This window comes from Ruegeria sp. AM4, from assembly GCF_056540665.1.
The window spans coordinates 140,172-154,286 of record NZ_JBQFXD010000010.1; the positions used below are offsets into that span (position 1 = coordinate 140,172).

Consider the following 14,115-nt stretch of genomic DNA (forward strand, 5'->3'; position numbering starts at 1 on the left):
TTTGGACATCGGTTTAGACAGGACTGAAAGCTGTCAGTAAATACGCCACCGCCGGTTCGCGAAGGGAAGGTTATTCCAAGCCGCGTTCAATTCGGCATCGACCGTGATACGCCCCCCGGAACAATGCGCCGTCAACGCGATTGTGACATCGGCGGTTCCGTCAGATCTCTCAAATATCATTTTTTGTTCTATTTCAGTCTCTTGCGCTGCGGTGTTCGAGTCATGCAAGGTATGCACAATTCGGGTTTCGTAGCTAAAGGCTGTATCTGTCTGGGGGTAGACTGTTTTCGACGGCGGTTGATACCAGCCTATTTCGACCACATCTTCGCGGGTTTCTCGCCAACGCCGCAAATCACCGGACGCATGGGTCGAGTGGGTTTTCCGCGGGGGCAAATCTTGCGCAGGCGGAAAGGGCTGTTCCAGTGCGAGGGGCTTATGGTCCAAGACCGGGATAAACAGCGTTCCTGTATCCAGTCGGATGCCCTCTGCTTGCGCCTGCGAGAAAATCAGAGGCCAGTAAGACGATGACAAGGCGAGGCGGAGCCGATGCCCTTTGCGCACACGATAGGCTGTCGAGTGGAGTTTGACATCTGCGGCGAAACCGCCTGACCCGACTGTCGCCAGCGCGTGGTCCAAGTTTTCGTCAAGCAACAGGTTTCGGACGCCATAGCTTATGCGTGCTGCGGCACCGTTTCTATTTACATCGACAAGACGGGCTACAATCTGACCGGGTTGGTCGCCGGTATCTCCGCTCAGCCGAAGCGTTACCGCGCCGTAAATGACCAAATCTTCGTTCAATGGTGCCGTTTCGAAGGTCAAAGACCGGAAATCATCCGAGTACTGATCCAGCGGCAGGCCACCCACGCGGCCGAAATACCCGGTGTCTCCGGCAGTTTGTCCCACAGTCGGGTCCGCTGGTACGCTCCAAGGCGCGCATTCCTTGTGTGTTCTCAGTACGGACAGGGGTAGCGTCTGCACCAGCGTTTCCTCGGATGCCGGGCCGCCCTGCGTCCATGTCCCGGACCTTGTCGCCAAAGTGTTGCCCGGAGGATCGAACTCGCGCATCCAGACGCGCAGGCGCGGCCAATCAGGCGTTTCAGTAATTTCCGATTTGAGCCAATGGTCCCACCACTCCAGCGCCAATTGCTGAAATCCGATTGCGGGGCCGGGGCTTGCGTGATCGGGGTAGTGATGGCCCCATGGCCCGACCACCCCCCAGACCAGATCTGGTCGCCTATCGACCAGAGACATCACGGAATTCGAATAGCGATCGCTCCAACCGCCTATGGCTAGGATTGGTACAGAAAGGGCATCTGCCTTGTGAATGACAGATCCGTGCCGCCAGTACGCGCCTCGGCCGTCTTCGCGCAGCCAGTTTTCAAGCGGGAATGTGAGGTTCTCAATTCTCTCTTTCCAAAGGGCTTGCCAATCCGGTCCAACATGCGGCGAGGGAGGTGAGGCAAGGATTGACGGAAGCGTCGCGCCCCATTCGAAAGTGTCCGACAGGACGCATCCACCCATATAGTGAATGTCGTCCTCAAACCGGTCATGAGTGGCGCACACAGCGATGGTCGCCTTCATTGGCTCCGGCGCATCGACACTTGCTTGAAGCGAGGCGGTGCCGCCCCATGACGTGCCGAACATCCCGACACGGCCATTGCACCAGATTTGCGCGGCCAGCCATTCGATGACATGTCGCGCATCATCAAGCTCGGCCGGGGCATACATATCCGGCATGTGCCCCTCGCTGTCGCCGGAACCGCGCATATCGACGCGGATACAAGCGTAGCCATGGGCCGCAAAGTAGGGATGGTTCCGTTCGTCCCGCGCGCGCACCATGTCGGTTTTTCGATAGGGTATGTATTCCAGTATGGCCGGAACCGGCGTTTGCGTCACGGGGCGCCATAGCCGGGCGGCCAACCGCAAACCATCCGGCATTTCGATCCACAGATGATCAGTTTCTGACACCTCAAAGGGAGCGTCGGTTTGATCGGTCATAGTGATCCGCTGCTTGCATTTTCATGTGTCCCAACTTCTGCAAATCTCTCGCGAACTTGCAAGATGTCTTATGATTTCTAATGAAAATAGAATTTGACATAAAAATTCTAGTCTGTTTTCAATTTGATTAGAAAACATCTGCTACCCGAGCATGAGAGATTCGCATGCCAACTGACAACGTCGTCGCCTTACCCTCTGCAATATCCTCGCTTGGCAGCGAGGTTCGGCAATTGCGCAAAGCGCGTCAGTTGACGCTCAAACAACTCAGCGAAGATGCGGGGATCTCACTGAGCCACGTATCAGCGATCGAGCGGGGGGTATCGAAGCCTTCGGTTGATGTCTTGCAAGCCATCGCGAGTGCGCTGAGCGTAACGCCCGATTGGTTCTTCGCGCGTCGCGCCGGGACAGGACCGATGGAGCAATCCTTTGTCGTGCGCGCCCAGAACCGCCGTGCGCTCAACACCCTGTATGGTCAGGACGCGGCAGAATTGGGCTATACCGACCAACTTCTTTCCAGCTCGATCGGGGGGCAATTCTATATGGGCATGGCGGTTTATGCGCCCCATTCGGAACGCCCTGAAGACCACCTGCAAAAGCACGAAGGCGAAGAACACGGGCTGGTCTTGGAGGGCGAGCTGGAAATGCAAATCGGTGACGAGTTCATCACTCTGCGCGCCGGTGACAGCTATAGCTTCGATGCGCGTATTCCGCATCACGCGCGCAATAGGACAGATCGGGCATGTCGATTGATCTGGGCCGTATCACCCGTGGTCATTCCAAAGGATGTTGCGGAGCCAGAATTCGCAGACCGGGAAACGTCGTCATGAGCCGCGATGCTCTGTTGCAGCCCTATCAACTGAAGCACCTGACACTGAAGAACAGGATCATGACCACCAGTCATGAACCTGCCTATCCCGAAGACGGAATGCCAAAGGAACGCTATCGCGCCTATCACGAAATGCGCGCCAAAGCGGGGGTGGCGATGACCATGACGGCAGGTTCCGCCACTGTCAGCCGCGACAGTCCACCGGTTTTCAATAACATCCTTGCTTACAAAGATGAGGTCGTGCGCTGGATGGGAGAGCTGACGGATGCCTGTCACGCCCACGGGTGCGCGGTGATGATCCAGTTGACCCATCTGGGGCGACGCACAGGCTGGAACAAAGGCGACTGGCTGCCGTCAGTTTCGCCATCGCATTACCGGGAACCCGCGCACAGGGCCTTCCCCAAGAAGATCGAAGATTTTGATATCGAGCGGATCGTCAACGATTACGCGGATGCCGCAGAAAGGATGCAGGCTGCAGGGCTCGATGGCATCGAATTGCAGGCTTATGGTCACCTGCTCGATCAGTTCTGGTCGCCGCTGACCAATGCGATGGACGCGCCATTTGGCGGTGACCTCGATAATCGCCTTCGTTTTGGTTTCATGGTGCTGGATGCAATCCGTGACCGCGTGGGCCCCGACTTTATCGTCGGGGTTCGCTATACCGCTGACGAAGTCGAGCGGGGTGGGATAACCGAAGAAGAAGGGCTTGAGATCGCGCGCAGGTTGCGAGACGGCGGTCAGGTGGATTTCCTCAATGTCATTCGCGGGCGCATTCATACCGACCCGGCGATGACCGATGTGATCCCGGTGCAAGGCATGAAAAGCGCACCGCACCTGGATTTCGCCGGACGAGTACGCGCCGAAATCGGTATGCCGACATTCCATGCCTCGCGCATTCCCGATGTTGCTACGGCTCGACATGCGGTGTCGTCCGGTCTGCTGGATATGGTCGGAATGACCCGCGCACATATGGCCGACCCGCTGATCGTGTCCAAGATACAGGCCGGGCGGGAAGATGACATCCGCCCTTGTGTTGGCGCGACCTACTGTCTGGATCGGATTTACCAGGCGGGAGAAGCGCTGTGCATCCATAACCCGGCCACCGGGCGTGAACTGTCCATGCCGCATGTCATACCCGCTGCGGACACGCGCCGTCGCGCAGTCATCGTGGGTGCCGGTCCCGGCGGGTTGGAGGCCGCGCGGGTTGCTGCAGAGCGCGGGCACGATGTCACCGTTCTTGAGGCCGCCTCAGAACCCGGTGGACAAGTGCGTCTAACAGCGCAGTCAAAGCGCCGCGCCGAGATGATCGGGATCATCGATTGGCGCATGGCACAATGCGCAGCGCGTGACGTGCAGTTTCACTTCAACACCTTCGCGGATGCTGGGGACGTAGCGGCATTGTCGCCGGACATGGTGGTGATCGCTACGGGGGGCTTGCCCGAGACGACAATCCTCGATTCGGGCAATGAACTGGCCGTTTCTGCCTGGGATATCCTGTCCGGCGACGTGCAGCCGGGTGAAAACGTGCTGATCTACGACGATGCCGGCGATCACCCTGCGCTCATGGCCGCCGAAGTCATCGCCGCCACTGGCGCGCGCGTTGAAATCATGACCCGAGATCGCAGCTTCGCACCCGAGGTGATGGCAATGAACCTGGTGCCCTACATGCGTTCTCTGCAAAAGACAGTGGCCCAGTTCACCGTAACCAGAACCCTGCAAGCAATCGAGAAATCCGGCAATCAACTACAGGTTCAAATCGGCACCGACTACTCGGATCTGGTTGAAAAACAGATTTATGATCAGGTGGTTGTCAATCAAGGGACAGTGCCGCTGGACGATCTTTACTTTGATCTCAAGCCTTTGTCGCGCAACCAGGGCGCGGTGGATCACAACGCACTTGTTACAGGCTCGGGAACCCTGTTTCCGCAGGCAAATCCCGAGGGTGTGTTCAACCTTTATCGCATCGGAGACGCCGTGTCCTCGCGCAACATTCATGCCGCTGTCTATGACGCGCTTCGGTTCGGCATTCGTTGGTAACAGGCATAAAAAACTGAGTTTGGATAAGGAAAGATTTCGTCAATACGGGAAAAACTAACGAAATTTCTTGCGAAAAAGAAAAACTGTCGTAGCATTCCCAAAATACCCAGCGACCGAAGGGAGGATTCGTGAGCCAGGGCGCATCGAAAAAGCAAACCCGCACTGCCAGCGAAGAGGGCCTTGCAACCTTCGGTGCCGAAGTGCGTGAGCTCCGCAAAGCACGTCAGATGACTCTGGCTGAACTTGCGACCAGCAGCGGTGTTTCGATAAGTCATCTCAGCGCCATCGAGCGCGGAACGGTCAGCGCCTCGCTCAACAAAGTTTCGCGCATCGCCGGTGCCCTTGGGGTGCCCGGGGAATGGTTCTTCAACCACCGCCCGGGCTCGGGCCCGCTGGAACGTGCCTATGTTGTGCGCGAGTCCAACCGTCGAAACCTGAATTTGTTGTACGACGAGTCGATCGAACAATCGGGATACACCGATCACTTGCTGTCCAGTTCCATCGGCAGCGGGTTCTGTTTGGGCATCTCGGACTATCGCCCTTATTCCGAACAGGTCGTCGACCAGTACTTTTCGCGAGACGGCGAGATGCACGGGGTCATCGTCGAGGGTGAGCTCGAATTGGTGCTTGAGGACGAAACGATCACTCTGCGCACTGGTGACAGCTTTAGCTTTCCCGGCGAAATCCTGCACCTTCTTCGCAACGTGACCGACCAAACCACCCGCATGATTTGGGTCAATTCACCCGTGATCATTCCAAAGTTCTCAGCCCTCGGCGCTGCCGAGGCACTGCCACAGTCAAAAAAGAAAAAGAACGGATAACGCCTGCTGGCACCTGAAGTCGCGGGTACATGCCCGCAAGCAACCCAACCGGACAGACGCCCGGACATGAAGACAAACAGGGAGTAAGCAAATGAGTTCAATTTTCAAAGGCGATGTTTCTCGGCGGTCCGTGCTGGCGGGTGCGGGTGCATTGGGCGCAGCAAGCCTTGCGTTTCCGCACATGGCGGTTAGCGCCGATGGCTCGGTCCTGACCGTCCGGTCTTACAGTGACCTGCAAATTCTGGACCCGGCCTTTTGGTTGTCTCTGCCAGAATCTGACATCATGCGATCGATCTTTGCCCCTCTGGTCTCAAACCAGCAGGGTGACGAGTGGAACTGGCGCCCAGTTGCTGTTGAAAGTATCGAACAGCTGGACGATCTGACCATCGCCTTCAAACTGCGTGACAAGATCGGGTTCACGGATGGTTTTGGTCAGATGACGGCTGACGACGTGAAATTCTCGATCGAGCGCATAGCCGATCCGGCAAATGAGAGCCCCTATGCTGGCGACTGGAGCGCGTTGAAAGAGGTTGAGGTCAAGGACACCCTCTCGGGCCTGATCCACCTGAAGGACAAGTTCGTTCCTCTGTGGACAACCACGCTGCCTACGCCCTCATCCTGTATCATTTCGCGCAAGGCGGTCGAGGAACTCGGCGGCAAGATCGGGTCTGAACCTGTGGCGCAATCCGGTCAATACCTTCTGACCGAATGGGTGCCTAAGCAGAAAACCGTTCTGAAGCGCAATCCGGATTGGGCTTACGAGCCGGGCGGATATGAAGAAATCCACATTCTCCCTATCGAGGACCCCTCGACCGCCGAACTGGGTTTTGAGGCTGGTGATCTGGACTACACCTGGACCTCAGTCTCTTCACTGCCGCGGCTCAAGGAAAATCCACCAGCGGGTGCCGTTGTCGAAGAGAAACCTTCGCTGGCCTATGTCTGGCTGGGCATGAACCAGGATAACGAAGCGCTGAAAGACGTTCGCATCCGCCGTGCGATCCAGCACGCGATCGACCGGCAGACGGTCGTTGATGCGGCTTATTTCGGCGCGGCAGCAGTTGGAAACGGTATCATCGCACCGGGCCTGCCGGGCAGCCGGGACAGCGTGACCTACGACTATGATCCCGATAAGGCACGCGAACTGCTGGCCGAAGCGGGCGCAGAAGGGATGACCGTTACCCTGGACATCCTGAACCAGTCCGAACGTCTGACGGCCGCTCAGGTCATTCAGGCCAATCTGGCCGAGGTCGGCATCACCTGCGAGATCAAGCAGAATGACAGTGGTACGTTCTGGACGCTGGGGTCAAAGGATGGCGACTATTTCATGAACCTTCAGCTGGTGCTCAGCCGGTTCTCGATGAACCCAGACCCAAGCTGGGCAACAGTCTGGTTTACGCCGGAACAGGTTGGCGTTTGGAACTGGGAACGGTTCAACAACGAGGAGTACAAGGCACTGCACGACGAAGGTCTTGTTGAAAGCGATCCGGCCAAACGCGATGAGATCTACAAGAAGATGCAAGGTCTCATGGATGAAAGCGGATGCTATGTGTTCCTGACGCATGAAGTGGTCGGTCTGATCCACAAGGATACGGTTACTCCGGGGCTCAAGCCGAACGGCGAGCCCTTGTTGCCGCTGTTCAAACCCGCCTGATCCACGCAATCGGGCGGCGTATGCTCGCCGTCCGCACGCCGATAGGGGGCGCGTATGCTGAGCTATTTTTTCAAACGGCTTGGGCTGGCTGCGGCGATTGTGTCGGTCGCCATGTTCCTGCTGTTTTGTATGATCTATCTGATCCCCGGCGACCCGGCTTCGGTCGCGCTGGGACCTCGGGCAACCGAGGAAATGCGCGCCGCCCTGCGCAAAAAGATGGGGCTGAACCAGCCGGTTCTGGTTCAGTTCTGGAATTTCTATATCGGGGCCTGGACCGGCGATCTGGGGGACGAGGTTCTCTCGGGCCGTCCCGTCACAACGGTTGTGTTCGAACAACTGCCCTATACGCTGGCCCTGATCGTTGGCGGCATTACCTGGTCGGTTGCTTTGGGCATTCCGCTTGGCTGCTGGGCTGCGGTCAGCCGGGGCAGCTGGGCTGACCGGATCGTTGGCATTCTGTCCGTGGCCGTGATCGCTGTGCCATCCTTCGTGATCGCGATCTATGCATTGCTGATCTTTGCCGTCGAGCTGCGCTGGCTGCCCGCTATCGGTGCCGGCGAACCCGGCGATCTTGGCGATCAACTGACCCACCTGATTCTGCCTTCGCTGGCGGTTGGTCTGGGCTGGGTCGGCTACATTGCCCGTATGGTCCGCGCCTCGATGCTCGAAGTGCTTGAGGCCAGCCATATCCGTACCGCACGCGCCTTTGGCCTGCCGGATCGAACGATCACCTATCGCTATGCCCTGTCGATCGCGATCCTGCCGACGGTCACCTTGCTGGGCGTTGGTATCGGTCAGATGTTGTCCTCGGCTGTCTTTGCCGAGATTGTCTTTGCCCGCCCCGGCGTTGGCAAGCTGGTCTATGACGCCATCCTGACCCGCAACTTCCCCATCGTGACGGGCACCGTGCTGATCACAACCGTCCTCTTCGTTCTGCTCAACCTGTTGGCAGACCTCATCATCGGAGCTTTGGATCCCCGTGTCAGAAGCAGTTTCTAACCCCGCCCCCGGGCGCATGGCCGAGCTTTGGCGTCCGATCCGCAAAATCCTGCGCGAACCTTTGGGTGCGCTGGGGTTGTTCCTTGTTGTGTTCGTGATCTTTGGTGCGGTGTTTGCTGATCTGTTGACCAGCTGGGACCCGACCAAAATCAATCCGCGAGACCGGTTTCAGGGCCCGAGCGGCGACCACTTGATGGGCACTGACCAACTGGGACGCGATCTGTTTGCGCGCGTGCTTTACGGTGGGCGCATCGCGCTGTTCGTCGCACTCGTCTCGACCGCTGTGTCGCTGGTCATTGGCATCATTCTGGGTTTGATCGCTGGTTACGGTCCGCGTTGGCTGGACAACCTGATGATCCTGCTGTTCGACGCGATGAAGAGTTTCCCTACCGTAATGCTGGCCCTTGCGCTGGTCACGCTGATGGGGCCGTCGCTGACCGCCGTCATGGTTGTTGTCGTTCTGGTCACCGTGCCCGGATACGCGCGGATCATTCGTACACAGACCATCGCGCTGAAGAGCTCGGAATACGTCACGGCGGCGCAAAGCATGGGCGCGTCTTCTGCGCGTATCTTGCGGGTTCATATCCTACCGAACGTAATCGGGCCGTTGGTCATCCTAGCGTCGATGGACATTCCGGTCGTGATCGGCATCGAAGCGGGGATGAGCTTTCTGGGCCTCGGTGTTCGTCCGCCCACCCCAAGCTGGGGGTCTATCCTGAATGACGGGTTCACCAATATCCGCGATACCGCCTGGATCGCGATTGCAGGCGGCGTGCCGATCATCATCACAACACTGGGCTTTACATTCCTGGGCGAGACGCTGCGGGACGTATTCGATCCCCGGCTGAAAGGACGCTGATGACCACGCTGCGCATAGACAATCTGAACGTCAGCTTCTCGACCGAGGCTGGACCGCTGCACGCGCTGAAGAATGTCAGCTTCGACGTGCCCGAAAACCGCATCGTCGGCATCGTGGGCGAATCCGGTTGCGGCAAGTCCACGCTGATCAACGCGATTCTGGGTTTGCTGGCTGACAATGGCAGCATCGACAGTGGCTCGATCCTGTTTGAGGGGCAGGATGAACTGACCGCGTTGCCTCCATCGCGCATGCGCGATCTGCGCGGCCCGCGTATCGCCACGGTTTTTCAGGACCCGATGGGCGCACTGAACCCGGTGATCTCGGTTGGCAAGCAAATGCTGAACATCCAGTATCGCTCGCCCTTGTCGAAGGACGAAAAGTTGAAGCGCGCGGTCGAGATGCTGGAGTTGGTTCGCATTCCTGATGCACGCGCGGCGCTGGCACGCTATCCGCACCAGTTCTCGGGCGGGATGAAGCAGAGGATTGCCATTGCCATGGCACTGATGATGGAACCCGCTTTGCTGATCGCCGATGAGCCGACAACGGCGCTGGACGCGACGCTTGAGGTGACAACGATCGAACTGCTCAAAGACCTGCAGCAAAAGATCGGCTGTTCGGTCATGTTCATCTCGCACCATCTTGGTGTCATTGCCGAGCTGTGCGACGACGTGGTGGTCATGTATGCCGGTGAAGTGGTCGAACGTGGCACTGTCCGGCAGATTTTCCAGGACCCGCGGCACCCATATACGGCGCGGCTGTTGGAGTGTGACCCGGCGCGACAAAGCGAACGCACCCGGCATCTGCCGACAATTCCGGGCGAAATTCCCGATCTTAGGGCGCGGCCAGCCGGTTGCATCTTTGCCAATCGCTGCGACCGCGTCAGCGACGCCTGCGCTGCCCCTCCGCCTGACAAGGACATCGGAGACGGTCATATCGCCCGCTGCGTCGTCGCTGAAACCCCCGCAGAAACCGGAGTATCGGCATGAGCAGCGATCCAATTCTCAAGGTCGAAGATGTGCAGGTTGCGTTCCCGGTCGGCGGGTTGGGGCGTCGAGGCGCCATCCTCGGCGTTGCCGGAGTGAGCTTTGAGGTCAACCGGGGCGAGACCTTTGCACTGGTCGGAGAAAGCGGGTCGGGCAAAACAACGCTCGCGCGGGCTGTGAATGGGCTGCAAGAGATCAGCGCTGGGACTATCACCTTTGAAGACCAGCGGATTGATGAACTTGACCGCAAGGCAATGAAACCGGTCAGGCGGCGCATGTCGATGATGTTTCAGGATCCGGTTGGATCGCTCTCTCCCAGAATGACTGTTGGCGATCTGGTGACCGAACCATTCCGTATTCACGGTATCGAAGGTCGCAATCTGCGGGAAGAGGCCGAACGCCTGCTGACACTGGTGGGTTTACCAACCAGCTTCGCCTCGCGCTTTCCGCATCAGTTGTCCGGGGGCCAAGCGCGCCGGGTCGGCGTCGCGCGCGCGATCGCTCTGGATCCTGCGTTGATCATCGCGGACGAACCTACCGCTGGTTTGGATGTGTCCGTTCAGGGCGAAGTTCTGAACCTGCTGAACGATCTGCGCGAACGGCTGGGGCTGGCGATGGTGATCATCACCCACAACTTGCATGTGGTTCATCATGTCGCGGACAGAACCGCCGTCATGTATCTGGGCCGCTTCGTCGAAGCCGGAGATACCGAAGAGGTTTTCAGTGCGCCGCAGCATCCCTATACCGCCGCGCTTTTGTCGGCCAATCCTGAACCGGATCCCGACAAAACCCATGACCGGATCACTTTGCCCGCAGAGGTGCCCTCGTTGTTGGCGCGTCCAAGCGGATGCGAATTCCACACGCGTTGCCCCTGGGCGCAAGCCCGGTGCAGCAGTGATGCACCGGAACGGCGGTTGACGGACGGGCGCGCGGTCGCGTGTCACTATCCGCTAGAGCCCGGAGCCCGCCCACCTGCACAAGCCGAAAGGGCCGCGTCATGAGCAGAATTGAGGTCATCGAAACCGTCTGGATACCCATGCCCGACCGAACGCGGCTTGCTGGTCGCCTGTGGTTGCCGGAAGAGGCCAAAACCTCTCCCATGCCCTGCATTCTCGAATATATTCCATATCGGCGCCGGGACCGGACGAGGATGCGCGATGAAAGCATGCATCCACATTTTGCGGCTGCCGGATACGCGTCGATACGCGTCGACATCCGGGGCTATGGCGACAGCGAAGGTGTTGCCGAGGATGAATACTCGCATCAGGAAATCCAGGATGGCCACGACATCATACAGTGGATCGCGGATCAGGATTGGTGCGACGGAAATGTCGGGATGTTTGGAAAAAGCTGGGGGGCATATAACGCGTTTCAGGTGGCTGCTACGCAACCTCCTGCGCTCAAGGCGATTGCGCCCGTAATGGGAACAGACGACCGCTGGCGCGAGGATATTCATTTTTATGGCGGTTGTCTGGCCAACGACAATTTCTGGTGGGGCTCGATCATGCAGCTCTACAATGCAATGCCGCCCGATCCCGAAATCGTCGGCGCGGATCGCTGGATCGACATGTGGCGCGAGCGGTTGGAGGGGGCCAGTTTTTGGCCCGCCATGTGGCTGGAGCACCAAACCCATGACGAAATGTGGCGACGCGGCTCGATCTGCGAGAACTACGCTGATGTAGAGGTGCCGGTATATTTCTTCGGCGGATGGATGGACCTGTTTCGCGACACCCCGTTTCGGATTGCGGAACATCTCAGCGGTCCGGTGAAAGTGCTGATGGGACCCTGGGCGCATCTTTACCCCCACGAAGGTGTGCCGGGCCCCAAAGCCGATTTCGTCGGAGAGGTCCTGCGGTTTTGGGACCACTGGCTGAAAGGTGTAGACACTGGCTTGATGGAGGAACCGCCATTGCGGTTTTTCATGCAAGACAGTGCCGCACCCAACGGAACCCATCTTCACCGCGAGGGGCGGTGGGTCGAAGAGGCGTGCTGGCCGTCGCAGAATGTGGCGGAGCACTCGCTTTGGCTGAATGACAGGACTCTGGAGGCTGAACCCGGCAATGGTCCGGCGTTGTCCATCTGTTCGCCACAGACTTTTGGATCTGCGGCGGGTGACATGTGTTCATTCGCCATTCCCGGCGACATGGCAGAAGACTGCCGGATCGACGCAGGAGGAGCGTTGCAATTCAAGGGAGAACCACTTGAGGCGGCTGTTGAGATTTTGGGCCAACCCTCTGTGAATCTGATGGTTTCTGCAGATCGTGAGCAGGGATTTGTTGCTGCGTTGTTGGTCGACGAAGCACCTGACGGTGCGCAAGCGCTGATCTCACGAGGGTTCTGCAATCTGAACCACCGGACCAGCGACACCCAACCGACCGCGATTGTGCCCGGCGAAGAAATGAGCGTAACCGTACCGCTATACGGCAGCGGATACCGCGTTGCGCCCGGCCATCGTATCGTGTTGCAGATCGCCTCTGCCTACTGGCCCGTGCTGTGGCCATCGCCAGAGCCTGTGACGCTGACCATTCGCCCCGGATCATCGCGGCTGGATCTGCCTGTCCGCAACAAGACCGATCAATCTGCAGAACCCCGCGCGCTGCCCGAACCATCAGAACCTCAGGTGGCCCCAAGAAAAACGAAAGTTCGATCAGGTTCGATGGAACGATCGGTCCATACAGATCTGACTAACGGTGAAATGACGCACAGGTTTTTCCTTGATGGCGGTGTTTTCGGACCTGTGGGCGATTTCCGTCTCGATGACACCGGAACAGTGCTGAGCGATGTTTCGGATCGGCTCTATACGATCCATCCGGGTGATCCGCTTTCGGCTATTGCCACGATGGAACAGACCGCCGGGTTTGATCGCGACGACTGGTCAGCCAAAATCTGGACCTATTCGGAACAGAGGGCAACGCCAACCGAGTTTCACCTCACGTCGCGTTTGAAAGCGTGGTCAGGGAGCGAACTGATTTTTGAGGAAGAGAAAACGCATGTCATCCCGCGCAACGGGATGTAGCAGCGAAGAACCAAAAAAGCGCCAAGCCTGAGCATCAGGTTTCAAACTTGTCATCAAGAAAGAGGAAAGATGTCTGTCTTCTTACAGTTCGGACCCAGGGCCGAGACACATCAAATTACGACAGGCGGTGTGACCATGCGAGTTGTCGCCGAGGGTGAAGGGCCAGCCGTCGTATTTGTACCCGGAGGTGATCAAACCGCCGAGGCCTATTCGGAGCAGTTTGCCCGCCTGTCCGACACTTATCGTTGCATCACCTATGATCCCCGGGGGGCAGGTGAGACCCAATCCCCGCCGCCGCCCTGGACGATGAGCGATTATTCTGCCGATTGTGCCGCGGTGATCGATGCTTTTGCCGGTGGGCAAGCGGCCGTGTGTGGCCTGTCGCTTGGGGGGTTAGTGACGCAGCAAACCGCAATCGACTTTCCAGACAAGGTTCGGCTTGCCATTCCGATGGGGACTGCGGCTTATATCGACGGCTTTACGCGCGACTGGATGCAGGCCGAGATTGATCTGCGTAAAGAGGGTGTGACCCTTCCTGATTACTTTCTGGCCCCGCACTACGCGGTCTACGCTTATCCGGCAAAGGCCTTGCACGAACCCAAGCTGTGGGAGCAACTCAAAGCATCATACACCGAACGCTTCGCTGACCGCGACCCGCAGGCCACGGTCGATCAATGGGAAGCCTGTCTTGAGTTCGATTGCCGCGAAGACCTGAAAACCTGCCCGGTTCCAATACATGTTGTTGCATTCTCGGAGGATGTTCAGACAGCCCCCGCCATGTGCAAAGTGGTTTCCGATCTGGCACTGAATGGCACCTTTCACGAGGTCCCAGGGCTTGGGCATGTTTCGATGACGCGCCACAAGCCCGAGGTTGTCGCAGCAAAGCTGCGTGAAATTCTTAAATCCGAATTGGTACAATCTTGAA

The 14,115-nt window shown here is 58.2% G+C and carries 11 protein-coding genes; 10 read left to right on the forward strand and 1 reads right to left on the reverse strand.

Annotated elements, in window-relative coordinates; translation table 11 throughout:
* Positions 1–33 precede the first annotated feature (33 nt).
* The gene (locus tag ACR0JA_RS17495) at positions 34–1,998 is read right to left on the reverse strand and encodes a CocE/NonD family hydrolase (RefSeq protein WP_480577765.1); all 1,965 of its coding nucleotides are present in this window, start codon (positions 1,996–1,998) and stop codon (positions 34–36) included.
* A 164-nt stretch (positions 1,999–2,162) separates the two neighbouring features.
* Here ACR0JA_RS17495 and ACR0JA_RS17500 point away from each other — a divergent pair, with 164 nt between their 5' ends.
* The 10 genes from ACR0JA_RS17500 to ACR0JA_RS17545 all read left to right on the forward strand — a co-directional run bounded on the left by ACR0JA_RS17500 (position 2,163) and on the right by ACR0JA_RS17545 (position 14,114).
* Positions 2,163–2,825, forward strand: a complete 663-nt coding sequence (locus ACR0JA_RS17500) for a helix-turn-helix domain-containing protein (protein WP_480577768.1) — start codon at positions 2,163–2,165, stop codon at positions 2,823–2,825.
* The gene (locus tag ACR0JA_RS17505) at positions 2,822–4,861 is read left to right on the forward strand and encodes an oxidoreductase (RefSeq protein WP_480577771.1); all 2,040 of its coding nucleotides are present in this window, start codon (positions 2,822–2,824) and stop codon (positions 4,859–4,861) included. Before ACR0JA_RS17500 ends, ACR0JA_RS17505 begins: the two co-directional genes overlap by 4 nt.
* Before the next feature lie 128 nt (positions 4,862–4,989).
* Positions 4,990–5,682: a helix-turn-helix domain-containing protein gene (locus tag ACR0JA_RS17510; protein ID WP_480577774.1), complete on the forward strand. Its 693-nt coding sequence runs from the start codon at positions 4,990–4,992 to the stop codon at positions 5,680–5,682.
* A 91-nt stretch (positions 5,683–5,773) separates the two neighbouring features.
* Entirely contained in the window at positions 5,774–7,333 is a 1,560-nt protein-coding gene (locus ACR0JA_RS17515) for an ABC transporter substrate-binding protein (RefSeq protein ID WP_480577776.1), read from the forward strand.
* A 54-nt stretch (positions 7,334–7,387) separates the two neighbouring features.
* The gene (locus ACR0JA_RS17520; protein ID WP_480577779.1) at positions 7,388–8,332 is read left to right on the forward strand and encodes an ABC transporter permease; all 945 of its coding nucleotides are present in this window, start codon (positions 7,388–7,390) and stop codon (positions 8,330–8,332) included.
* On the forward strand, positions 8,313–9,191 hold the full coding sequence (locus tag ACR0JA_RS17525; RefSeq protein WP_480577782.1) for an ABC transporter permease: 879 nt from the start codon (positions 8,313–8,315) through the stop codon (positions 9,189–9,191). The genes ACR0JA_RS17520 and ACR0JA_RS17525 overlap by 20 nt, the downstream gene beginning before the upstream one ends.
* Positions 9,191–10,177 (forward strand): ABC transporter ATP-binding protein, encoded by a 987-nt coding sequence (locus ACR0JA_RS17530; protein ID WP_480577785.1) that lies wholly within the window; start codon positions 9,191–9,193, stop codon positions 10,175–10,177. The genes ACR0JA_RS17525 and ACR0JA_RS17530 overlap by 1 nt, the downstream gene beginning before the upstream one ends.
* Positions 10,174–11,175, forward strand: a complete 1,002-nt coding sequence (locus ACR0JA_RS17535; RefSeq protein WP_480577788.1) for an ABC transporter ATP-binding protein — start codon at positions 10,174–10,176, stop codon at positions 11,173–11,175. The genes ACR0JA_RS17530 and ACR0JA_RS17535 overlap by 4 nt, the downstream gene beginning before the upstream one ends.
* A complete protein-coding gene (locus ACR0JA_RS17540; protein WP_480577791.1) occupies positions 11,172–13,190 on the forward strand; it encodes a CocE/NonD family hydrolase in 2,019 nt (672 codons plus the stop codon). The genes ACR0JA_RS17535 and ACR0JA_RS17540 overlap by 4 nt, the downstream gene beginning before the upstream one ends.
* A gap of 69 nt (positions 13,191–13,259) precedes the next feature.
* The gene (locus ACR0JA_RS17545) at positions 13,260–14,114 is read left to right on the forward strand and encodes an alpha/beta fold hydrolase (protein WP_480577794.1); all 855 of its coding nucleotides are present in this window, start codon (positions 13,260–13,262) and stop codon (positions 14,112–14,114) included.
* The last annotated feature ends 1 nt before the right edge of the window (position 14,115 follow it).